We start from the raw sequence: 23,254 nt of genomic DNA on the forward strand, positions 1-23,254 counted from the left end.
ATGTTCTCCACCGTTCTGATCGCCAACCGCGGCGAGATCGCCGTCCGGATCATCCGGACCTTGCGCACGATGGGCGTCACGAGCGTCGCCGTCTACACCGAGGCCGACGCCGGCGCCCTGCACGTCCGCGAGGCGGACCACGCCCTCCAGGTCCCGAAATATCTGGACATGGGAGCCATCGTGGCCGCCGCCCGCGACGCCGGCGCGCAAGCCGTACACCCGGGCTATGGGTTTCTCGCGGAGAACCCGCAGTTCGCCCGGCTCTGCGCGAAGGAGGGGCTGGTCTTCATCGGCCCGCCCGCCGAGGCCATCGAGGCCATGGGCGACAAGATCCGCGCCAAGGCCACGGTCGCCGCGGCCGGAGTGCCCGTGGTGCCGGGCGGCGCCGAGCCCGCCGACGACCTGCGCGCCTGGAACGTCTTCCCCGCGCTGATCAAGCCATCGGCCGGCGGCGGCGGCAAGGGCATGGTGCTCGTCCGCGCGGCCGGGGAACTGCCCGAGGCGCTGGAGTCGGCGCGCCGCACCGCGGTGAACGCCTTCGGCGACGGCACCCTGCTCATCGAGCGCTTCATCGAGAACCCGAGGCACATCGAGATCCAGGTGCTGGCCGACACCCACGGCGCCGTCGTGCACCTGGGCGAGCGCGAGTGCAGCCTCCAGCGCAGGCACCAGAAGATCATCGAAGAGGCGCCCTCGCCCTTCGTCACCCCGGAGACGCGCGCCGCCATGGGCGCGGCGGCGGTCGAGGCGGCCCGCTCGGTCGGCTACACCGGCGCCGGCACGGTCGAGTTCATCGTCGACGGCACCACCGGCGACTACCACTTCATGGAGATGAACACCCGCCTCCAGGTCGAACACCCCGTCACCGAGCTGGTCACGGACGTGGACCTCGTGGAGCTCCAGCTGCGGGTGGCCGCGGGCGAGCCCCTGACGTTCACTCAGTCCGAGGTACGGCTGCGCGGCCACGCCGTCGAGGCCCGCGTGTACGCCGAGGACCCGGCCAGGGGCTTCCTGCCCACCGGCGGCCGGGTTCTCGCGCTGGCGGAGCCCTCCGGCGTGCGGGTCGACTCCTCGCTGGCGGCGGGCACCGTGGTCGGCAGCGACTTCGACCCGATGCTCTCCAAGGTCGTCGCCTGGGCGCCCACGCGTGAGGAGGCGCTCAGGGCGCTCGACCGGGCGCTCGGGCGCACGACGGTGCTGGGCGTGACGACCAACATCCCGTTCCTGCGGGCGCTGGTGACGCGGCCGGAGGTGGTGGCCGGCGAGCTGGACACCGGGCTGGTGGAACGCGTCCTGCCCGGCCTTGACCTGTCCGCCGCGACCCCGGCGGACGTGCTGGCCGTGGCGGCGCTGATCTTCCACGACGCTCCGGCCGGGCGCGACCCTTGGGACGTGGCCGACGGCTGGCGGGTGGGCGAGCGGGCCTGGACGACGCTGCGGCTGGAGTCCCGCGAGGGCGTGCGCGAGGTGGCCGTACGCGGCCTGCCCACCGCCGCGGAGATCCGGCTGCCCGGCGCCGCCGCCGGGCAGCCACCGGCCGAACGCGAAGCCGTGCCGAAAGACGCCGTCCGACAGGAAGCCGCGCGAACCGAAGGTGCGCCCGAAGAAGGTGTGCCCGGAGCGGTCGTGTGGTTGCCAGCCGTACCGGCGAAGGTGCGGGTCGCGGGGGAGAGGGCCGCGCTGACGCTCGGCGGGCGGGTCGCCTCCTACACGTTCGCGCGCGACGGCGAGACCGTGTGGATCGGGCGCGACGGCGGCGCGTGGGCGCTGACCAGGCACCGCATCGGCGACCCCGGCGATCGTCCGGGCGCGGCGGGCGGCGGCGACGGCGTCGTGCGCAGCCCGATGCCGGGCACGGTCCTGCTGGTCAAGGCGGCCGTCGGCGACGAGGTCACCAAGGACCAGCCGCTGGTCGTCGTGGAGGCGATGAAGATGGAGCACACCGTCACCGCGCCCGTGGACGGCGTGGTGCGCGAGCTCCCGGTACGGGCGGGCCAGTCCGTGGACATGGACGCGGTCCTCGCCGTGGTGGAGGCGTGATGCACAAGCTCGACGGCCTGCCGGAGCGGGTCACGGTCTACGAGGTCGGCCCCCGCGACGGCCTGCAGAACGAGAAGGCGGTCGTCCCCGTCGAGGTGAAGGCCGAGTTCATCGGCCGCCTCGCCGCCGCCGGGCACACGGTGATCGAGACGACCAGCTTCGTCCACCCCACGTGGGTGCCCCAGCTGGCCGACTCCGGTGAGCTGCTGGCCATGCTCGAACGCGGGCCCGGCATCCGCTATCCGGTGCTGGTGCCGAACCTCAAGGGGCTCGACCGGGCGCTGGAGAGCGGCGTCGAGGAGATCGCCGTCTTCGCCAGCGCCACCGAGACCTTCGCCAACCGTAACCTCAACCGCGGCCTGGAGTCGCAGTTCGAGATGTTCGAGCCGGTGATCGCCGGGGCGCTGGAGCACGGGCTCAGGGTGCGGGCGTACGTCTCCATGGTCTTCGGCGACCCGTGGGAGGGCCCGACCCCGATCGAGCAGGTCGTGGGCGTCGGCACGCGGCTGCTCGACCTCGGCTGCTTCGAGCTGTCGCTGGGCGACACCATCGGCGTCGGCACCCCCGGCCACGCCACCGCGCTGGTCGAGGCGTTCGGCTCGCCCGAACGGCTGGCCGTCCACTTCCACGACACCTACGGCCAGGCCCTGGCCAACACGATGGCCGCGCTGAAGGCGGGCGTCACCGTGGTCGACGCCTCGACCGGCGGCATCGGCGGCTGCCCGTTCGCCGGCTCGGCCACCGGCAACCTCGCCACCGAGGACCTGGTCTGGATGCTCAACGGTCTCGGCATCGAGACCGGGCTCAACCTGGACGAGCTGGTCGCCACAAGCGTCTGGCTCGCCGAGCGGCTGGGCCGGCCGAGCCCATCCCGCGTCGTCCAAGCCCTCTCCCAGACGGCCCTCTCCCAAAAGGACTAGCCATGCTCAACGACGAGTACTCCGAGCTGCGTAAGACCGTCGAGGCGTTCGCCCGCGAGGTCGTGGCGCCGGTGATCGGCGACTACTACGAGCGCGAGGAGTTCCCCTACGACATCGTCCGGCAGATGGGCGCGATGGGCCTGTTCGGGCTGCCGCTGCCGGAGGAGCACGGCGGCATGGGCGGCGACTACTTCGCGCTGTGCCTGGCCCTGGAGGAGCTGGCGCGGGTGGACTCCAGCGTGTCGATCACGCTGGAGGCCGCGGTCTCGCTGGGCGCGATGCCGATCTACCGCTTCGGCACGGCCGAGCAGAAGGCCACCTGGCTGCCCAGGCTGGCCAGCGGGGAGATGCTGGGCGCGTTCGGTCTCACCGAGCCCGGCGGCGGCTCCGACGTGCCGGGCGGCATGCGGACCACCGCCGTCCTGGACGGCGGCGAGTGGGTGATCAACGGGACCAAGGCGTTCATCACGAACTCGGGCACCGACATCACCGGCGTCGTCGGCGTCGCCGCCATCACCGGGGAGCGCGACGGCAAGAAGGAAATCTCCACCATCTTGGTCCCGGCGGGTACCCCCGGCTTCACCGTCTCGAAGAAGTACTCCAAGGTCGGCTGGAACGCCTCCGACACCCGTGAGCTGTCCTTCACCGACTGCCGGGTCCCGGCGGAGAACCTCCTGGGCGAGCGGGGCCGGGGCTACGCGCAGTTCCTGCAGACGCTCGACGAGGGCCGCATCGCCATCGCCGCCCTCAGCGTCGGCCTGGCCCAGGGCTGCGTGGACGAGTGCCTGCGCTACGTACGCGAACGCCAGGCCTTCGGCCACCCGATCGGCCACTACCAGGCGATCCAGTTCAAGATCGCCGACATGGAGGCGCGGACCCACACCTCCCGCCTGGCCTACTACCACGCGGCGGAGAAGATGCTGGCCGGCCAGCCGTTCAAGAAGGAGGCGGCGATCGCCAAGCTCGTCTCCTCCAACGCCGCCATGGACAACTCCCGCGAGGCCACCCAGATCTTCGGCGGCTACGGCTTCATGAACGAGTTCCCGGTCGGCCGCTTCTACCGCGACGCCAAGATCCTGGAGATCGGAGAGGGCACCAGCGAGGTTCAGCGCATGCTGATCGCCCGCCAGCTCGGCCTCTCCGATCTATGACGCTGGGTGGTGGTGTAGAGCACCCTGCGTTCGCTATTCTCCCTGCCTTGACCACAATTCGTGATTGTCCGGTTGCAGAGCTATAAATCGGCATCGGTGAAGTAGGGTGCGCAGGGTGACATCTGACGATCTTGTAATCAGGCGGGCCGAGAAGGGCGACGCGGACGAGATCTTCGCGCTGGCCCGCGAGTTCGGGATGACGTTCCGCCCGGAGCGCGAGGCGTTCGACGTGGCCCTGCCGCAGTTGCTGCGCAACGAGGACGCGCTGCTCCTGGCGGCGGTGGCCGGCGGGCGGGTCACCGGATACCTGCTCGGCTTCGTGCATTTGACGCTCTTCGCGAACGGACCCGTGGCCTGGGTCGAGGAGGCCATGGTGCAGACCGGCTCGCGCCGCCAGGGCATCGGGCGCTCGCTGCTGGAGGATTTCGAGCGCTGGGCGCGCGAGCGCGAGGCGGGGTACGTGGCCATGGCGACCCGCCGGGCGCCCGAGTTCTACTCCGCTCTGGGCTACGAGGAGTCGGCGACGTTCTTCCGCAAGGTTCTTAGGTGACCGTTCTGTCCTAGTCAGGTGGCATCCTATGGGGCGTGAGCATCCATACGGTGAGCCCCCGGTTCGTCGGGCGCGCGAGTGAACTCGGCGCGCTCGGTCGTGCGCTGGCCCGCGCCCGGTCCGGATCGGCCTCGACCGTGCTGGTCGGCGGCGAGGCGGGCGTCGGCAAGACCCGCCTGATCAAGGAGTTCGCCGAGCGGATCGGCGACGCCCGCCAGCTCGTCGGTCACTGCCTGGAGCTGGGCACGGACGGCCTGCCGTTCGCGCCGTTCACCGCGGTGCTGCGGCGGCTGCTGCGCGACATCGGGCACGACGGCATGTCCGCGCTGGTGCCCGGCGGCAACACGCGCGGCCTGGCCCGCCTGCTGCCCGACTTCGGCGAGCCGGACGGCGACGGCGCCGAGGCGCGCGCCCGGCTGTTCGAGCTGGTGCTCGGCCTGCTGGAGCACCTGGCGGAGCAGCGGCCGGTGCTCATGGTGATCGAGGACGCCCACTGGGCCGACCGCTCCACCCGTGACCTTCTCTCGTTCCTCGTGCGCTACCAGCGCACCGACGTGCCGCTGCTCATCGTCGTGACCTACCGCACCGATGAACTGCACCGCACCCATCCGCTACGCCCCCTGCTGGCCGAGCTGGGCCGCGTCGACTGGGTGACCAGGATCGAACTCGGCCGCCTGACCCGCAAGCAGGTCGTCGCCCAGGCGGCCAGCATCCTCGAACACGAGCCGTCGCCCGTCGCCATCGACGAGATCTACGCCCGCAGCGAGGGCAACCCGCTGTTCGTGGAGGCGCTGCTGAGCGAGGGCGGCGGCGGTGACAGCCTGCCGGAGTCGCTGCGCGACCTGCTGCTGGCCAGCGTCGAACGGCTGCCGGAGGAGACGCAGGAGCTCATGCGGGTGGCCAGCGCCGGCGGCCAGCGCATCGAGCACGACCTGTTGCTCGCGGTGACCGGGCTCGACGACGGCGAGCTCTCGCGCTCCCTGCGGCCCGCCGTCGCCGGCAACGTGCTGGTGGTGGACGGCGAGGGCTACGCCTTCCGCCACGCGCTGATCCGCGAGGCGCTCCACGACGACCTGCTGCCCGGCGAGCACTCCCGGCTGCACACCCGCTTCGCCGAGGCGCTCGAACGCGACCTGGCGATCCTGCCCGCCCCGCGCGGCGCCATCGAGCTGGCCCACCACTGGCACGCGGCGCACGACGCGCTGTGGGGGCTGGTCAGCGCCTGGAAGGCGGCGGCCGCCGCGCGCAAGTCGGCCGCCTACGACGAGCAGCTGCGGATGCTGTCGCGCGTGCTCGAACTGTGGTCGAAGGTCCCCGACGCCGCGGAACGCATCGGCGCCGACCGCGTGCAGGTCCTGCGTGCCGCCGCCGCGGTGGCCTTCAACGCCGGGGAGTTCGACCGCGGCATCTCGCTGGCCAGTGCCGCGCTGGAGGAGGTCGACCCGGTCACCGACCCGGTGCGCACCGCGCTGCTGCTCAGGTTGCGCGGGCTGCTCCGCTACGACCTGGGCCGCAAGGGCAACCTGGAGGACCTGCAGGCGGCGGCGAAGCTGGTCCCCGCCGAGCCGCCCACCAAGCTGCGCGCCCAGATCGCCGAGTCGCTGGCGCGCATGTGCAACACCCGCGAGATGTGGCCGGACAAGATCGCCTATGCCGAGGAGGCGGTGCGCATCGCCCGTGCCGTCGGCGACGGCGCGACCGAGGCGCACGGGCTGACGACCCTGGCGTGGGGCCGGTTCAGGTTCGGCGACGTGGAGGCGGGGCTGGTGAAGTTCGCCGAGGCCCGCGAGATCGCCATGGGCGACAAGGCCTACAACGCGCTGATGCGCACCGCGATCTCCGAGTCCGACCGGCTGGAGGGCGCCGGCTGGCACGAGGAGGCGGTCAAGGTGGCCCGCCGCGGCATCGCCGACGCCGAGGAGTACGGCCTCGCGCGCACCTCGGGCACGTTCCTGGCGATCAACCTGGCCGAGCCGCTGGTCTCGCTGGGCCGCTGGGACGAGGCGCTGGAAGTGATCGAGCACGCGCTGGATCTGGCGCCGCCCGCGCCGTACCGGGCGAGCCTGCAGGGGTTCGTCGGCGACATCGCGTTGTGGCGCGGCGACCTCGACAAGGCCGAGGCGATGTTCGCGGCCCAGCAGAGCGTGATCAAGCGCACCATCTACCGCGACCAGCACATGCTGCCCGTCGCCGCCCGCGAGATCGACCTGCACATCGCTCGGGGGCGGACGGAGGAGGCGGTGGAGGCGGCCATGCGCGTGCTGCGCGAGCAGGATCTGGCCGCCAGCCCCCGCTACGCCTGGCCGGTGCTCATCCCGTGCGCGATCCTGGGCGGCGCGGCGCTGGAGGAGGCCAAGGCGCAGGCGCAGTGGATGACGGCCGAGGGCGTGCTGCAGGAGGCGGAGCGGCTGACGTTCAACGCGATCGCGGGGGCGGCCGGCGATCTGGTCGCCTGGGACGCGGCCGCCGAGGCGTGGGCCGGGTTGCGGCAGCCGTACCAGGAGGCCAGGGCTTTGGCGGGAGCGGCCAGGGCCGCGCACGCGGCGGGCGCGCGCAAGGACGCGGCCGAGCGGCTGACCAGGGCGCGTGAGCGGGCCGAGCGGCTGGGCGCGCGGACGCTGCTGGAGGAGCTCGACGCGTTCGCGCGGCGGGCGCGCATCGCGGTGGCCGACGAGCCGGAGCCGCAGGGGCCGCAGTTCGGGCTGACCGCGCGAGAGCTGGAGGTACTGCGGCTGCTCACCGACGGCAAGAGCAACCGGGAGATCGGCGGCGAGCTGTTCATCTCGGTCAAGACCGTCAGCGTGCACGTCTCGAACATTCTGGGCAAACTGGGCGTCTCCTCCCGCGGGGAGGCGGCCGCCACCGCGCACCGCACGGGGCTGTTCGACGGCTCAGCCGGTTAGCTGGGCCTCCAGCCGGTAGCCGTCGACGGTCACGTAGACCTGGTCGCCGGGGCGCGCGTTGAGCCGCATGAGCACCGGCTGCAGCGAGTCGAACACCGGCTGGTGCCCCTGCCAGACCAGCACGATCGCGTTGTCGCCCGGTCCGGTGACCGACAGCAGCGTGCCGGGCCGCATGCCCAGCTGGGCCGCGTACCCCTCCGGCACCGGCACCGGGCCGCCGCGCAGGTGCTCGGGTGTGACCTCGATGCGCTGCCAGCGGCGCGGATCCGAGGTCGGGCTCGGCGGCGGGGGCGGCGGCGTCGAGGGCGTGCCGGCCAGCATCGGCGAGCGTCCGCCCGACAGCGCCGACAGCGTCGCGAGCGCCGCCGACGGGTCGATGTTCCCCGCGGGCGCGGCCGGGATCGGCGTGCCGCCCCGGTGATGGTGCCCGTTCGCTCCGGGGGTACGGCGGGGCAGCGGCTGCTGCGGCGCCGCTTCCGCGGCCGGGGCGGCCGGGGCGCGGGGTGACTCCGGCGGCAGGGCGTCCAGCCACGCCTGCGCGGAGTGGCGGCGGATGCCGAGCTGTTCGAGCAGTTCGTGACGGTCGGCGTCGTTCGGGGCCGTGGCCAGGAGCTGGCGGGTGCGGTTCTGCAGGCCGTGCAGGTCGCCGACCACGAGCCAGCCGTCCTGCAGGCGGCGGTCGGGCATGAGCGTGACCAGCACGCGCCACAGCGGGCTGCGCAGCGAGGGGACGATCACCGGGTGGGCCGGGTCGGCGCCGATCAGCTGCTCCTGCGTGGCGGCGGCGCCGAGCCACTCGGTGAGGCGGAACATGTGGCCCGTCACCGGCGCGGACTCCGACGAGCGCAGCCAGTGCAGGACACGTTCCTCGGCCATGCGCTGGGCCTGGGACAGGACGTCCCGCTCGACGAGCATCTTGTGGGCCAGCGTGCGCAGGCTGACCGGATCCTCGGCGAACAGGCGGTGGGTGGCCACGGCCAGTTCGAGGCGGTCCATGCCGCGGAACAGCCCGTCCACCACGCGGACCATGGCGTGGTCGGTGTCCGACGGTTCCGGGGTGGGGCTCGGCAGCGGGGCGCCGGGCAGGCGCTGGGGCAGCGCGCCGGAGGAGCCCGGAGCACCGGGACCGGCCGGGGGCGCGCCTGCCTGACCGGCACCGCTCTGGCCCGCGACGTTCTGGCCAGGGGCCGTTTGGCCGGGTGCCGCTTGTCCGGGGGCTGCCTGCCCAGAGGTCGTGGCGCCCTGTCCGGCGCCGGGCCGGCCCGGGAGCCCGGCGTTCTGGCCGGGGCTGACGGCTGGTGCCCGGCCGGGCACGGTACCTCCCGGCGCTCCTGGCACCGATGGAGCTCCGGGGGAGGGTTGCGTGCTACCGACCGGGCGGGTCGGGCCGTCGGCGGGCGCGGGCGGTGACGTGGCCTGCGCGGGCGCACCGGCACGAGAAGGAGCGCCGGGTACGGCACCCGGGTGGGACGGCGCGCCACCGGGCTGACCGCCACCGGGCTGACCGCCAGCGGGTTGTGCGCCACCCGGCTGGGCGGTGCCCGGGTGTGCGGCGGCCGGCTGTGCGGCGCCCGGCTGTGCGGGCATGGCGCCCGAGTGAGTGGGCGCGGAGCCCGGCTGTGCCGGGCGGGTGGGCAGGGCGTTCGGCTGGGAGGGCGCACTGCCCGGCTGGGAGGGCACGGTGCCCGGCTGGGACGGTGCCGTGCTCGGGTGGGACGCGGCTCCCGGGTGGGATGGTGGCGTGCCCGGCTGGGAAGCGCCCGGCCGGGATGGGGCGCCGGGGGCGGTCTGGACCGGCAGAGGGCCGGTCTGGGTGGGGAGGGGGCCGGTCTGGATCGGGATCTGGGCGAGGATCTCGCGGAAGACCGAGCCGATCACCGCTTCTCCCGGCGTGCCGGGCGTGGCCAGGTCGCCTGGACACAGGCGGCGCAGCCGGTGCCACCCGCCCAGGCCGTTGATCGCCGAGCGGGTCGGTTCCGGCCAGCCGGGCAGCGTCGGGTCCACGTGGTGGACGGTCAGCGCGGGCAGGACGTCGGCGAGGGACAGATGGTCCCATCGAGCCGAGGCGAGGCGGGCGAGCCGCTCGCACACCCAGTCGAGGCCCGTCGCGCCGAGTGCCCGGGACAGCGCCAGCGAGCTCCACCACCCTGCCGGCAGCCGAGGATCGGCCAAGATCTCCGCTACCTGCTGAGGACGGCTCCAGCGCAGGGCAGGGACCAGGTCGCTCAGGCAGATCGATGACTCGACGTCCATCGGCGGACCGTATCCTCCCCAGAGTGATGCATGTGGCTGGTGGTGCAGCCTACGCGGAAAGCTATCAATCGGTGTGAATAGGGTAAAGATGGTTCAACTGCAAACCGTACCGTGGACGGCCCCCCACTAGGGCCACACAATCGGCACCCGCACGGCATCCTGCCCGCAACGCGGCCCCTTCTCCGGCCCCGGAAAGCCGCGCCGTGAGATACCCGGCGGCGAACGCGTCACCGGCTCCCGTCGAGTCCACCGCCTCGCTCGGCAGCGCCTCCGCCGCGGCCACGATCCGCCCGTCCATGGCCGCGATCGCGCCGCCGGGGCCGAGTTTCACGACCGCGGTGCCGTACCTCTGGCTGAGCAGTTCCGCGGCGCGTTCCGGCGCGGTGGCGCCCGTGAGGAGCAGGGCCTCGTCGCGGTTGGGGATGACGAGGCAGGCGGGGGCGCTCTCGCGCAGGAACCGTTCGACGCCGAAGGCGCGCAGCGGTCCGGTGGAGGCGGGGTCGATGCTGATCGAGACGCCGCGGCCGGCCGCCTCCGCCATCACGTTTCGTGCAAGTTGGAGCCCCTGGTCCGCGAAAAAGGTGTATCCGGACAGATGGAGATGGCGGATGCCGTCCAGCATCGACGGCGACCAGTCGGCGGGGGAGATCCGGCCGCCGGCGCCGCGGTTGGTGAGCATGGACCGCTCACCCGTACGGTCGACCATCGCGATGACCACCGCGGTCGGGTGGTCGGAGTCGACGGAGAGCAGCGGGCGCACACCCGCCTTGACCAGCTCGTTCGTGTGCCACTCGCTGCTGTCGTAGCCGACGCGGGACAGCAGGGCCGTCGGCGCGCCCAGGTGGGCGGCCCAGGAGGCGGTGTTCGCCCCCGAGCCGCCGGGGCGCAGCACGATGTCGGCCTCGGTGTCGGTGCCGGTGGCGACCGGCGTGCCGTGCACGGCCACCACGTCGGTGACGACGTCGCCGATGACGAGCAGGCCCTCGGCAGTCCCGCCGTCCATTACTGGGCCCAGGCGAGGGCGATGCGGGAGGCGAGGGCGACGTTGCCGCGGACGGCGGCGAGGTTGGCCTCCAGGGAGGCGCCGCCGGTGCCGCGCACGAGATAGTCGAGGAGGAACGGGGTGATCGCCTGGCCGGTGACGCCCTGGCGTTCGGCGGCGGCCAGCGCCTCGCCCAGCACGCGGTCGTGCAGGGCCGGGTCGAGCTGCTGGTCCTCGGGCACCGGGTTGGCCACGATCAGCGCGGTCTCGGGGCCGCCGAAGGCGTCCTGGCCGCGCATGATGGCGGCGGCCTGCTCGGGGGCGTCGATGCGCCAGTCGATCGGCTCGCCGGAGGTGTGGAGATAGAAGCCGGGGAAGGTGTCGGTGCGGTAGCCGGCGACGGTGACGCCGCGCGTCTCCAGCCGCTGCAGCGTCGAGGGCACGTCGAGGATGGACTTCACGCCCGCGCACACGATCGTGATCCGGGTGCGGGCCAGCGTGTCGAGGTCGGCCGACTCGTCCTGCTCCACGGTCCAGCCGCGGTGGACGCCGCCCAGGCCGCCCGTGGCGAAGATCCGGATGCCCGCGCGCGCGGCCAGGAACGAGGTGGCCGAGACGGTGGTGGCGCCGCTGGCCTTGAGCGCGGCGGCCACCGGCAGGTCGCGCTGGCCGAGCTTGCGCAGCCCGGATTCGGTGGCGATGCGCTCCAGCTCGACCTCGTTCAGGCCGATCTTGGCAATGCCGTCCAGCACCGCGATCGTGGCCGGCACCGCGCCCGCGTCCCTGACGACCGCCTCCAGCTCCCTGGCCACCTCCAGGTTGCGGGGCTGGGGCAGGCCGTGCGAGATGATCGTGGACTCCAGCGCGACCACGGGCGAACCGCCGGCCAGGGCCGCGGACACCTCGTCGGAGGGCTGGAGAATGAGGTCGGCGGTGGTGCGCATGATCGGGTACGTGCTCCTTGTGGGACCTTTGACGTGGCACTCTTTGGAACGGTCTATTTCCTGATGTTGTTCCAAAATGAGCACGTTACGGGGCGATCCCTGACGCGTCCACCCGAGATCACACCAGAAGCGCCACCCCTGCCAGCGAGATACCGGTGATCAGCGCGGTGGAGATCCCGCCCAGCAGGACGGCCCGCCCGCCCTTGGCCAGTTTCCGCAGGTCGATGTTGGTGCCGAGGCCGAAGAGCGCGGCGGCGAGCAGCACGCTCGTCACCGGGGGCACCGCCGAGGTCAGCGCCTCGGGCAGGACGCCGAGGCTGCGCACCACGACCATCGCCAGGAACCCGGCCACGAACAACGGCATGATCGGCGGCCGGCCACCCCGGCGGGCGGGCGCGGCCGGGGTACGGCAGGCGGCGCCGGCCTGGGCGCGCAGGGTGGTGGCGGCGACCATGGGCGCGAGCAGGACCACGCGGGCCAGCTTGGCCGTGATCGCCACGCCCAGCACCGCCGCGCCGGAGGCGGCGCCGATGGCGGCCACCTGGGCCACCTCGTGCACCGCGGCCCCGGCCCACACGCCGAGCTGCCGTCCCGTCAGCCCCAGCCAGCCGGCCAGCAGCGGGACGGCCACGATGGCGGCGGTGCCGTACACGGTGATGACGCCCAGGGCGGAGGCCACGTCGTCGTCGTCGGAGTCGGCGCTCTCGTGCATGGCGGCGATGGCCGAGGCGCCGCAGATGCTCACCCCCGCGGCGATGAGCAGCGCCGTGCCGGGCGCGACCCGCAGCCACCGTCCGAGCAGAGGCGTGAGCACGAACGTGAGGCCGGTCGCCGCCGCCACGATCAGCAGCGTCGGCGCGCCCAGCGTGAGCACCTGGGGCAGGGCGATCTGCAGGCCGAGCAGCACGATCGCCACCCGCAGCACCCGCTTCGCGACGAACTGCAGCCCCGGCCGCAGCCGCTCGTGCAGCCAGCCGAGGTTGTGGAAGGCCGCCCCCGCCGTCACGGCGATGATCGCCGGGCTGAGCGCGGGCAGGAACCGGCTCACGACCAGCGCCATCGCGACCGCCGCCGCGGCCAGGGCGATGCCGGGCAGATGCAGGCGGGGCCAGGCGCGCGTGACGGTGAGGGAGACCATGATCCGAGTCTCCGGCCGTCCGGTACCTCCCAGTAGACATGCATTGCCTGGCAGGTCATAGCCTTAGGCTATGAGCGCGCTGCCGGATCTCGACTCGCTGAAGCTCCTCGTCGACGTGGGCGAGCTCGGCAGCCTGGGCCGTGCCGCGCGCGCCGCGGGCATCGCCCAGCCGTCGGCCAGCAAGCGCATCGCCCAGCTCGAACGCCGCCTCGGGCTGCCGCTGCTGGAGCGTACGCCGCGTGGGTCGGCGCTGACCGCCGAGGGGAAGATGGTCGCCGGCTGGGCCTCGCAGGTGCTGTCGGCGGCGCAGGAGCTCATGCGCGCGGCCGCGGCCGTGCGGCTCAGCGAGGCGGCGCACCTGCGGGTGGCCTCGTCGATGACGGTGGCCGAGTATCTGGTGCCGCGGTGGCTGGGCGAGTTCCAGAACCGCGAGCCGGACGTGCAGGTGGGGCTCGACGTGGTGAACTCCGCCGAGGTCGCCGCGCTGGTGCTGGCCGGCGCGGACGGGACGCCGAGATCGGTCGAGCTGGGCTTCGTGGAGGGGCCGAACGTCCCCGACGGGCTGGACTCGCGCGTGGTCGGGACCGACCGGCTGGTGGTCGTGGTGGCGCCGGGGCATCCGTGGGCGCGCCGCCGTACCGTGCTGCGGGGGGCGGAACTGGCCGCGACGCCGCTGGTGGTGCGCGAGCCGGGCTCGGGCACGCGCGAGACGCTCGACCTGGCCTTCCGCGACCTCCACCAGGCCAGCCCCCGGCTGGAGCTCGGCTCGAACTCGGCGGTGAAGGGCGCGGCCTCCGCGGGCGTGGCGCCCGCGGTGCTGAGCGGCTACGCCGTCGAGGCCGACCTCGCGACCGGCCGGCTGGTCGAGGTGCCGCTGGCCGGCCTCAACCTGGTCCGCAGCCTGCGCGCGGTCTGGCGCCGCGGCCGCACGCTCCCCTCTCCCGCCGCCACGCTCCTCTCCATCGCCAGCCGCCCCTGACCCATCCCTTAGGGCGCTCAACCCCTTCCATCCCTTACGGCAAGCCGCCCCCACGCCACCCGCCGACGCGCGCGGGCGCCGATCGTGGGGGTCGCTTCTCACGTCGGACACATGCCCCGCCGTCACGGCCCCCGGCAGCCTGGTCTATAAATCCCGCTAAATGGTGAATTGATAAACGAGTAAGAGGATTATCTCCTGGCTGGCCGGATCATCGGATGGCATATTGAAGAACCCAGGCGTCCGATTGAAAGGCACCCCCATGCCTGCGTTGCACGGCGAGACCTCGCGCCCCGGCGAAGCCGCGGTAAAAGGCACCAGTAAGAGCGGCCCCGGAGTTCACGGCATCAGCCAGGAATTCGACGGGGTGCACGCGACCACCAATTCCCCGCAGAACGCGGCCATAGCCGGATACAACCTCAACGCCGAAGGGACCGGGGCGACCCTGTTCGCGGAGAACCGGGGGCGCGGGCCCGGTGTGTTCGTCAGGACCGGGATCGGCGCCGCGGTGGACGCCAAGAGCGAGGGGTTCGAAGCCGTCCACGCCGAGACCAACGCTCCGGCCACCGCGGCCGTGGCGGCCTACAACCTCAACGCCGAGGGCACCGGGGCCATCCTGTTCGGGGAGAACCGGGGGCGGGGGCCGGGCGTGTTCGTCAGGACCGGGCAGGGGGCGGCCCTCGACGCCAGAAGTGAGACCTACGAAGCGCTGCACGCCGAGACCAACGCCAGTGAGGTGGCCGCCATCGCCGCCTACAACGTCAATCCGACGGGCACCGGCGCTTCGGTGTTCGCCGACAATCGCGGGCGCGGCCCCGGTGTGTTCGTCAGGACCGGGATCGGCGCCGCGGTGGACGCCAGAAGTGAGGCTTATGAAGCCGTTCACGCCGAGACTAATTCCCCTAATACCGCGGCTATCGCCGCCTATAATCTCAATGCGGACAGTACCGGTGCCGCGCTCTACGCCGACCATCGCGGCGTCGGCCCCGCCGGATTCTTCAAGGGAAATGTCATCGTCACCGGCGACGTCCTTCTCACCGGCGCCGATCTGGCCGAGAATTTCTCGCTCGCCGAAACCGAGACCGACGAGGTCGTTCCCGGCACGGTGGTCGTGCTCGACGGGATCGACCGGGTGCGGATGAGCACCAGCGCCTACGACTCCAAGGTCGCCGGAGTGGTCTCGGGGGCGGGCGACTACCGTCCGGGCGTCATCCTCGACCACCGCGACCAGCGCGCGGGACGTTATCCGCTCGCGCTCGTCGGCAAGGTCTACTGCCGGGTCGACGCCTCCTACGCCCCCGTCGGCGTCGGCGACCTGCTCACCACCTCCGACACGCCCGGCCACGCGATGAAGGCGCTCGACCCCGGCCGGTCCTTCGGCGCCGTGATCGGCAAGGCCATGTCCGCGCTCGACGGGGGCATCGGGCTGATCCCGATCCTCGTCCTGCTCCGCTGAGCCCCGCTGGAGGAATGCCATGCTCTCCGTCCGACTGAGCAAGGCGGTCCGGTCGCTTCCGATCAGCGTGCGCGCCCTGGGGCGCGAGGCGGGACTGCCGGGCCAGGTGTCGGTGCGCGAACTGCTGCGCCGTACCGGCACGCACACGCGGCCGCTCAACGTGAAGGTGCTGCGCTACACCTGGGCGACGAACGCCCCCGACGCCAACGTCCACCCCGTCTGGCCCGACGCGGCGCTGCGCGAGGTCCTCGACGCGCCGAACGGCTGGAGCATGCTCGACTTCTGGTCGGCCTCGACCCTGCGGCTGCGCGAACTGCGCTTCAGCGTGGAGCCGTGGCGCGTGCTGACCGGCATCTCGCAGGTCGGCAACCGCGACGACCGCGGCGGCATGGTCAACCAGACCCGCGCGCAGGCCGAGCGCGACGGCGTCAGCTTCGACGGCGTGGACCGCGTGGTCGTGTTCATGCACCCGCCGCCGTGCAACTCCGGGGCGATCGGCGGCGCCGCCGTCCTCGACCAGGGCGGGTTCCTGTCCTTCTACGACCACGAGATCGGCCACGTGATCGACTTCGAGCACGCCTTCGGCCCCTGCGGCGACTACGTCTACCACGACGACTACTCGGTCATGGGCTTCACCGGCGTGCAGGACCGCGCGGTACCGACGCCGCCCGCGTTCGTCGGCGTCACCGTGATCTCGCCCGGCTTCTTCCGCAGCGACCGCAACCTGTCGCCGGCCGCCCTCTACCGGTACGTGCCGGAGTTCGCCGCGTCCAGCAGCGTGCTCCGCCCGGACCTGTCCACCTCGCCGCGCATCCGCCTGGCCGCCTTCGGCCAGGCGAACCTGCACGACCCCGTGCTCGCGGTGGTCCCGACCAGCCAGGGCGAGATCACCGTCGAGTACCGCGCCCGCTTCGGCCAGGACGCCGCCGTCCAGCCCGCGGTGGTCGTGCACTCCATCGGCCGCCGCCCCGTGCTGGCCTGGCACGGCGAGCAGAACCCGGTCTGGTTCGAGGGCACCGCCGCGGTGGGCGCGAGCCTGCCCACCGAGTACGCGGTGGACACCGTGCTGAAGGTTCAGGTGGTCGCGGTCACGCCGGATCGCCGATACGTGGAGGTGGTATTGACCGATCCGTGACGGGTAAGGTCCCGGGCATGGTGTCCAGGGAGGAACTGCTGCGGCCGGAGCCGCACTGGCAGACGGGGCTGTAGCGGGGCGCCGTTCGTGCCGTCCCATCCCTGCCTCCTGCTTAAGGATCTTTCATGCGTTATGACGCCGTCATCGTGGGCGCCGGGCACAACGGGCTCGTCGCCGCCGCCTATCTCGCCCGCGCCGGTCGCCGGGTGCTCGTCCTCGAACGGCTCGCCCACGTCGGTGGGCTGGCCATCTCGGCCCAGGCCTTCCCCGGGGTGGAGGCGCGGCTGTCGCGCTACTCCTACCTGGTCAGCCTGCTGCCGACGAAGATCGTCACGGATCTGGGTCTGCGGGTCGAGCTCCGGCGGCGGCGTTACGCCTCCTACACCCCGGTCGGGCGGACGGGGCTGCTGGTGGACAACGAGGACGCCGGCCGTACCGAGGAGTCCTTCCGCGCCGTCACCGGCGGCGCGCGGGACCACCGGGCCTGGCGGGAGTTCTACGGGATGACCGCCGAGGTGGCGCGGGCGCTGGCGCCCACGCTGCTCGGGCCGCTGCCCGCGGCGCGTGAGGTCGAGCGGCTGGTCGGGGCGCGGGCCTGGGGGGAGATGTTCGCCGAGCCGATCGGGCGGGCGGTGGAGGCGCGCTTTCGCGACGACACCGTGCGCGGCGTGGTGCTGACCGACGCGCTCATCGGCACGTTCGCCGACCCGGCCGCCGACCTGCTGGCCAACCGGTGCTTCCTCTACCACGTGGTCGGGGACGGGACCGGCGAGTGGAACGTCCCCGTCGGCGGCATGGGCGCGGTGTCCGGCGCGCTGGCCACGGCGGCCCGCGAGGCGGGGGCGGAGATCAGGACCGGGGCCGAGGTGACCGGGATCGACCCGGAGGCCGGGGAGGTGACCTTCCGGCTGGGGGAGGCCGAGCACGTGGTGTCGGCGGAGCGGGTGCTGGCCAACGTGCCGCCGGCCGTACTGGATCGGCTGCTGGGACGCGAGCCGGAGACGCCCGAGGGAGCCCAGCTCAAGGTCAACATGGTGCTGCGGCGGCTGCCGCGGCTCAAGGACGGCGGCGTGGAACCGTACGCGGCCTTCAGCGGCACCTTCCACATCAACGAGAGCCAGGAGCAGCTCGCGCGGGCCTTCGCCCAGGCGGCGCGGGGCGAGATCCCGGCGCTGCCGCCCGCGGAGGTCTACTGCCACTCGCTGACCGACCGGTCCATCCTCGGCCAGGACGGGGAGACGATGACGTTGTTCGGGCTGCACATGCCCGCCCGCCTCTTCCGGGACGACCCGGAGAAGTCGCGGCGCGAGGCCCTGGACGCCACGCTCCGCTCGATCAACTCCGTGCTGGCCGAGCCCATCGAGGACTGCCTGGCCACCACCCCCGAGGGCGAGCCCTGCCTGGAGGCCAAGACGCCCGTCGACCTGGAGAACGAGGCCGGGCTGCCCGGCGGGCACATCTTCCACCGCGACCTGAGCTGGCCCTACGCCGACGAGGGCGGCTGGGGCGTCGAGACCGGGCACCCGAGGCTGCTGCTGTGCGGGGCCGGGGCGCGGCGCGGCGGCGGGGTCAGCGGCATCCCCGGCCACAACGCCGCGATGTCGCTGCTTTCCTGACCTCACGTCCTTCAGCGAGTTCTCATGATGGCGGCATAGCGTTGGCCCATGAGTGAGCCCATGAGACTCCTGGTGGTGGACGACGAGCCGGCGCTGCGCGAGGCGCTGCAGTCGAGCCTGGAGTTCGAGGGCTACCAGGTGGCCACGGCCGTGGACGGGCTGGCCGCGCTGGAGGAGCTGGCCCGCGAGGTCTACGACGCGGTGCTGCTGGACGTCATGATGCCCAGGCTCGACGGGCTGACCGCGTGCCGGCGGCTGCGCCAGGGCGGCAACCACGTGCCGGTGCTGATGCTGACCGCCCGTGACGCCGTCGGCGACCGCGTCTCCGGGCTGGACGCGGGCGCGGACGACTACCTGGTCAAGCCGTTCGAGCTGGACGAACTGCTGGCCAGGGTACGGGCGCTGCTGCGGCGCAGCGCGCTCGGCGCCGTGCCGCAGGACGGCCTGCTCTCCTACGCCGACCTGCGCATGGACCCGGCCACCCGCGAGGTCACCCGCGGCGCCCGCAGGCTCGACCTGACCAGGACCGAGTACCAGCTGCTCGAACTGCTGCTCAGCCACCCGCGCCAGGTGCTGACCCGCGACCAGATCCTCGGCGAGGTGTGGGGCTTCGACTTCGAGCCGACCTCCAACTCCCTCGACGTCTACGTCATGTACCTGCGGCGCAAGACCGAGGCGGGCGGCGAGCCCCGGCTGATCCACACCGTGCGCGGCGTCGGTTACGTGCTGCGGAACGCGCCGTGAGATGGAGCAGCCTGCGCGCCCGGATGACGTTGCTGGTCACGGCGGCGGTGGCGCTGGCGGTCGCGCTCTCGGCGGTCCTGTGCTTCTCCATCGTGCGCATGGAGCTGCTCAGCCAGCTCGACCATGAGCTGGAGGGCCCGCCGGGCAAGCGGCCCGACGTGAGCAAGCTCCTGGTGAGGTGCTCGACCGAGCCGCCGCGTGCGGACGCCTACGCGCCGCCGTACTCCGAACAGATCATCTACGCCGACCAGAGCCCGACCTGCTCGTTCGGCACCCCGATCCGCGTGACCGAGGACGACCTGCGGGTGGCCCGTTCCGGCGGCCAGTGCCTGCACACGAGCGTCACCAGCGACGGCGCGCAGGTCCGCGTCGCCACGAAGTGGGTCGCGCCCGGCGTGGCGGTCATGAGCGCCCGCCGCCTCGACCGCCTGCAGAACTCCCTCAACACGGTGGCCGCCCTGCTCGCGGGCGTGGCCGGCCTCGGCGTGCTCGGCGCCGCCTCGGCGGGCCTGATCGTCTCCCGTACGGCCCTGCGCCCGGTGGGAGAGCTGACCAGGGCGGTCGAGCACATCGCCACCACCGAGGACCTCGACACCTCCATCCCCGTCAAGGGCGACGACGAGATCGCCCGCCTGAGCGCCTCCTTCAACGCGATGACGGCCGCCCTGGCCGGTTCCCGCGACCGCCAGCGCCAGCTCGTCGCCGACGCCGGCCACGAGCTGCGCACCCCGCTGACCACGCTGCGCACCAACATCGACCTGCTGCTGCGTAGCGAGCAGACCGGCAGGCAGCTCGACCCGGCCGCCAAGGAGCGGCTGCTGGTCAACGTGAAGGCCCAGTTCGCCGAGCTGTCGGCGCTGGTCGGCGACCTGCTCATGCTGGCCAGGGGCGACACCGACCACGAACCGCACGTGGAGCTGGCCCTGCACGAGGTGGTGAAGGCCGCCGCCGAGCGGGCCAGGCTGCGCGGCGCTGAGCTGAGCACCGACCTCGGCACGTGGTACACCGTCGGCAACGCCGCCTCGCTGGAACGGGCGGTGCTCAACCTCATCGACAACGCCCGCAAGTTCAGCGAGAACGGCATCGAGGTGATGCTGCGCGGCGGCGTACTGACCGTGCGCGACCACGGGCCCGGCATCCCGCGCGAGGAACTGCCGCACGTCTTCGAGCGGTTCTGGCGCTCCCCGTCGGCGCGCGCACTGCCCGGCTCGGGGCTCGGGCTGGCGATCGTGGCGCAGGCGGTGGCAGAGGCGGGCGGGAGCGTCCGGCTGGACAACGCGCCGGGCGGCGGAGTGATCGCCACGGTGCGGCTGCCGGGAAGTCTCACCCCGCTCTCACCATCGGCTAAGCCCGGCTAAAGACCGGGCCGGTGACCTGGGGAGCATGCCAACATCCATCAAGACGCGGCTGGTCGAGGTGGTCGTCCCGGTCCACAACGAGCGGCGTGCCCTGCGCGCGAGCGTGACCCGGCTGCACGACTATCTGCTGGCCACCTTCCCTTACGGCTTCCGCATCACGATCGCCGACAACGCCAGCACGGACGGCACCTGGCCGCTGGCCGGGGAACTGGCGGCCGAGCTGCCGCACGTGCGGGCCGTACACCTGGAGGAGAAGGGGCGCGGCAGGGCGCTGCGCCGGGTGTGGTCGCAGAGCGACGCGGACGTCGTCAGCTACATGGACGTGGACCTGTCCACGGACCTGGACGCCTTCCTGCCCCTGGTCGCGCCGCTGCTGTCGGGCCACAGCGACCTGGCCATCGGCACCCGGCTGGCACCGGCGGCACGTGTGGAGCGCGGGCCCAAGCGTGAGGTCATCTCCCGCTGCTACAACCTGCTCCTGCACGCCCTGCTCGGCGCCCGCTTCACCGACGCCCAGTGCGGCTTCAAGGCGGTGCGCACCGAGGTGGCGCGGGCGCTGCTGCCCGCGGTCGAGGACGAGCAGTGGTTCTTCGACACCGAGCTGCTCCTGCTGGCCCAGCGGCACGGGCTGCGCATCCACGAGGTGCCGGTCGACTGGGTCGACGACCCGGACAGCCGGGTCGACGTCGTGCGCACCGCCCTGGACGACCTGCGCGGCATGGCCAGGCTGGCCCGCGCGCACGCGCTGCGCGCGCCGATCCCGTCACGGGAGGTGCCGAGCGGGCTGGCCAGGCAACTGCCCCGCTTCGCGATCGTGGGAGTCATGAGCACGCTGGCCTACCTCGGGCTGTACACGCTGCTGCGCGGGGCGCTCGCGCCCATGCCGGCCAACACGATCGCGCTGCTGGTCACCGCCGTGGCCAACACCGCGGCCAACCGGCGCTTCACGTTCGGGATCAGCGGACCGGCGGGCGTCGTACGGCACCAGTTCGAGGGCCTGGTCGCCTTCCTCGTGGGGCTGGCGCTCACCACCGGCGGGCTCGCGCTGCTGCCCGCCGGGGTCTCGCACGGCATCGAGCTGGCCGCCGTCGTGCTGGCGAACGCGCTGGCCACCCTGGTGCGCTTCCTGCTGCTGCGCGTGTGGGTGTTCAACCCGCGCAGGGTGAGCCGATGACGCGGGCACGCTGGGCGCTGGCCGGGGTGCTCGCCGCCGCCCTGGTCCTGTACACGTGGGCGCTGAGCGGGATGGCCAACACCTATTACTCGGCCGCCGTCCTGTCGGCCACCCAGAGCTGGAAGGCGTTCTTCTTCGGCGCGCTGGACGCCGGATCGTTCATCACCGTGGACAAGCCGCCGCTGGCGTTGTGGGTGATGGCGCTGTCGGCGCGGATCTTCGGGTTCTCGACGTGGAGCATGCTGGTGCCGCAGGCGCTGGCGGGCGTGGCGGCGATCGCGGTGGTCTTCTCGGCGGTACGCCGCAACATGGCCGCGTCCTTCGGTGAACGGCGGGCGGAGGCGGCCGGGCTCGTCGCGGCACTCGCGATGACGCTGACCCCGATCACCGTGGCCATCAACCGCGACAACAACCCGGACACGCTCCTGGTGCTGCTGCTCACCGTGGCCGCCTGGTTCTGCCTGGAGGCGCTGCGTACCGGAAGGCTCCGCGGGCTGCTGCTCTGCGCGCTGTTCGTGGGCCTCGGGTTCAACACCAAGATGCTCCAGGCGTACCTGGTGCTGCCCGCCTTCGCCCTCGCCTACCTGCTCTGCGCCCGCGCCGGCGTGGTCGGGCGGCTCGGTCACCTGCTGGCCGCCGGGGCGGTGCTCGTGGTGTCGAGCGGCTGGTGGATGGTGATCGTCGACCTGTGGCCCACCGGCTCGCGCCCCTACGTCGGCGGATCCACCGACAACTCGGTCCGGGACCTGGTCATCGGCTACAACGGCCTCGGCCGGATCTTCGGCCAAGGCGGCGGGCGCGCCGGCGGGCCCTCGTTCGGCGGGGAGTCCGGGGCCGGGCGGCTGTTCAACGAGGTGATGGCCGGGCAGATCTCGTGGCTGCTGCCGTTCTGCGCGATCGCCCTGCCGCTGGCGGTCGTGACCGGTCTGCGGGCCAGAAGGGCGGGGCGGGCGTGGGCCTGGGGGCCGTGGCTGGTGTGGGGCGGCTGGCTGGCCGTGCACGTCGTGGTCTTCAGCTTCTCCAGCGGCACCTTCCACCCCTACTACAGCACGGCCATGGCTCCGGCGGTGGCGGCGCTGAGCGGGATGGGCGGGGTGCTCATGTGGCGGGCCTACCGGGAGGCGCGGGTGCTGGGATGGGTGCTGCCGGTCGCGGTCGTGGTGACCGGGGGGTGGGGGTTCGCGGTGCTGCGCCGTACGCCGGAGTGGACGCCGTGGCTGGCCTGGGCCGTGCTCGGGACCACCGCTCTGGCCGGGCTCGCGCTGATCCTGGCCCGGGTACGGCGCGGCCCCGCGATCACCGTCGCCGGGCTGGTCCTGGCCCTGGTCGCGGGCCTGGCCGGACCGGCGGCGTACGCGGTCACCCCGCTCCGGTCCCCGGTGAACGGCACCAACCCGACCGCGGGCCCCGACACCGGCGACCGCGGCTTCGGCGGCGGCCCGATGGGCCTGCCGGGCGGCCGTCAGCCCGCCGGAGACCGCCCGCCCGGTGGTGGCGACCCCGGCCGTTCCGGAACTCCCGGCCTTTCCGGCTACCCGGGCTCTTCTCACGACCAGGGCTTTTCCGGCGGTCCGGGTGGGCGGGAGATCGGCGCCGAGCTGGTCACCTTCCTGGAGGCCAACCGGGGGAACGCCGACTGGCTGGTCGCGGTGGGCAGCGCCCAGCAGGCCGCCTCGCTGATCCTGTCCACCGGCGAGCCGGTCATCGCCATGGGCGGCTTCACCGGGGCCGACCCGGCCATGACCACCGCGCGCCTGGAGGAGCTGACCTCCTCCGGCCGCCTGCGCTACGTGATGACCGGCGGCGGCAGGGGCGCCGGCCAGACCACCTCGTGGGTCCAGGAGAACTGCGCGGCCGTGCAGGGCCAGGACGGCCTTCACGACTGTTCTTGATCGGGGGTTGACAACGATGTCA

17 protein-coding genes are annotated in these 23,254 nt (G+C 72.9%); 13 read left to right on the plus strand and 4 right to left on the minus strand.

Annotation, left to right across the window (positions count from 1 at the left end; translation table 11 throughout):
* The 5 genes from ACIBI5_RS04495 (at position 1) to ACIBI5_RS04515 (ending at position 7,564) form a co-directional block, all read left to right on the plus strand.
* Positions 1–2,040 (plus strand): biotin carboxylase N-terminal domain-containing protein, encoded by a 2,040-nt coding sequence (locus ACIBI5_RS04495; protein WP_397243091.1) that lies wholly within the window; start codon positions 1–3, stop codon positions 2,038–2,040.
* Positions 2,040–2,960 (plus strand): hydroxymethylglutaryl-CoA lyase, encoded by a 921-nt coding sequence (locus ACIBI5_RS04500; RefSeq protein WP_397243093.1) that lies wholly within the window; start codon positions 2,040–2,042, stop codon positions 2,958–2,960. The genes ACIBI5_RS04495 and ACIBI5_RS04500 overlap by 1 nt, the downstream gene beginning before the upstream one ends.
* 2 nt (positions 2,961–2,962) lie before the next feature.
* Entirely contained in the window at positions 2,963–4,111 is a 1,149-nt protein-coding gene (locus ACIBI5_RS04505) for an acyl-CoA dehydrogenase family protein (RefSeq protein WP_397243095.1), read from the plus strand.
* Between the two features lie 115 nt (positions 4,112–4,226).
* Positions 4,227–4,661 carry a GNAT family N-acetyltransferase gene (locus ACIBI5_RS04510; RefSeq protein WP_379613378.1) on the plus strand — a complete coding sequence of 145 codons (435 nt, stop codon included), beginning with the start codon at positions 4,227–4,229 and terminating at the stop codon, positions 4,659–4,661.
* Between the two features lie 35 nt (positions 4,662–4,696).
* A complete protein-coding gene (locus ACIBI5_RS04515) occupies positions 4,697–7,564 on the plus strand; it encodes an AAA family ATPase (protein WP_397243097.1) in 2,868 nt (955 codons plus the stop codon).
* Here ACIBI5_RS04515 and ACIBI5_RS04520 read toward each other — a convergent pair.
* The 4 genes from ACIBI5_RS04520 to ACIBI5_RS04535 all read right to left on the minus strand — a co-directional run bounded on the left by ACIBI5_RS04520 (position 7,553) and on the right by ACIBI5_RS04535 (position 12,881).
* On the minus strand, positions 7,553–9,817 hold the full coding sequence (locus ACIBI5_RS04520) for a hypothetical protein (RefSeq protein ID WP_397243099.1): 2,265 nt from the start codon (positions 9,815–9,817) through the stop codon (positions 7,553–7,555). The two genes, ACIBI5_RS04515 and ACIBI5_RS04520, sit on opposite strands and share 12 nt — an antisense overlap.
* Positions 9,818–9,881: 64 nt before the next feature.
* Positions 9,882–10,820: a carbohydrate kinase family protein gene (locus tag ACIBI5_RS04525; RefSeq protein WP_397243101.1), complete on the minus strand. Its 939-nt coding sequence runs from the start codon at positions 10,818–10,820 to the stop codon at positions 9,882–9,884.
* Positions 10,820–11,743 (minus strand): pseudouridine-5'-phosphate glycosidase, encoded by a 924-nt coding sequence (locus ACIBI5_RS04530; RefSeq protein ID WP_397243103.1) that lies wholly within the window; start codon positions 11,741–11,743, stop codon positions 10,820–10,822. Before ACIBI5_RS04530 ends, ACIBI5_RS04525 begins: the two co-directional genes overlap by 1 nt.
* A 118-nt stretch (positions 11,744–11,861) precedes the next feature.
* A complete protein-coding gene (locus tag ACIBI5_RS04535; RefSeq protein ID WP_397243105.1) occupies positions 11,862–12,881 on the minus strand; it encodes a YeiH family protein in 1,020 nt (339 codons plus the stop codon).
* A gap of 70 nt (positions 12,882–12,951) precedes the next feature.
* On the opposite strand from ACIBI5_RS04535, the gene ACIBI5_RS04540 reads away from it, so the two are divergent.
* From ACIBI5_RS04540 to ACIBI5_RS04575, 8 genes are all read left to right on the plus strand, one after another.
* The gene (locus tag ACIBI5_RS04540) at positions 12,952–13,860 is read left to right on the plus strand and encodes a LysR family transcriptional regulator (protein ID WP_397243107.1); all 909 of its coding nucleotides are present in this window, start codon (positions 12,952–12,954) and stop codon (positions 13,858–13,860) included.
* 259 nt (positions 13,861–14,119) lie between these two features.
* Positions 14,120–15,313 (plus strand): hypothetical protein, encoded by a 1,194-nt coding sequence (locus ACIBI5_RS04545; RefSeq protein WP_397243109.1) that lies wholly within the window; start codon positions 14,120–14,122, stop codon positions 15,311–15,313.
* A gap of 19 nt (positions 15,314–15,332) precedes the next feature.
* Complete coding sequence (locus ACIBI5_RS04550) at positions 15,333–16,448, plus strand: hypothetical protein (protein WP_397243111.1); 1,116 nt, start codon at positions 15,333–15,335, stop codon at positions 16,446–16,448.
* Between the two features lie 125 nt (positions 16,449–16,573).
* Positions 16,574–18,064, plus strand: a complete 1,491-nt coding sequence (locus tag ACIBI5_RS04555; protein ID WP_397243113.1) for a phytoene desaturase family protein — start codon at positions 16,574–16,576, stop codon at positions 18,062–18,064.
* A 60-nt stretch (positions 18,065–18,124) separates the two neighbouring features.
* Entirely contained in the window at positions 18,125–18,808 is a 684-nt protein-coding gene (locus ACIBI5_RS04560; RefSeq protein ID WP_397243789.1) for a response regulator transcription factor, read from the plus strand.
* A complete protein-coding gene (locus ACIBI5_RS04565) occupies positions 18,805–20,166 on the plus strand; it encodes a sensor histidine kinase (protein WP_397243115.1) in 1,362 nt (453 codons plus the stop codon). The genes ACIBI5_RS04560 and ACIBI5_RS04565 overlap by 4 nt, the downstream gene beginning before the upstream one ends.
* Before the next feature lie 25 nt (positions 20,167–20,191).
* Entirely contained in the window at positions 20,192–21,340 is a 1,149-nt protein-coding gene (locus tag ACIBI5_RS04570; protein WP_397243117.1) for a glycosyltransferase, read from the plus strand.
* Positions 21,337–23,232 (plus strand): glycosyltransferase family 39 protein, encoded by a 1,896-nt coding sequence (locus ACIBI5_RS04575; protein WP_397243119.1) that lies wholly within the window; start codon positions 21,337–21,339, stop codon positions 23,230–23,232. The genes ACIBI5_RS04570 and ACIBI5_RS04575 overlap by 4 nt, the downstream gene beginning before the upstream one ends.
* Positions 23,233–23,254 lie beyond the last annotated feature (22 nt).

It is taken from the genome of Nonomuraea sp. NPDC050540 (genome assembly GCF_044457485.1).
Taxonomy (GTDB): domain Bacteria; phylum Actinomycetota; class Actinomycetes; order Streptosporangiales; family Streptosporangiaceae; genus Nonomuraea.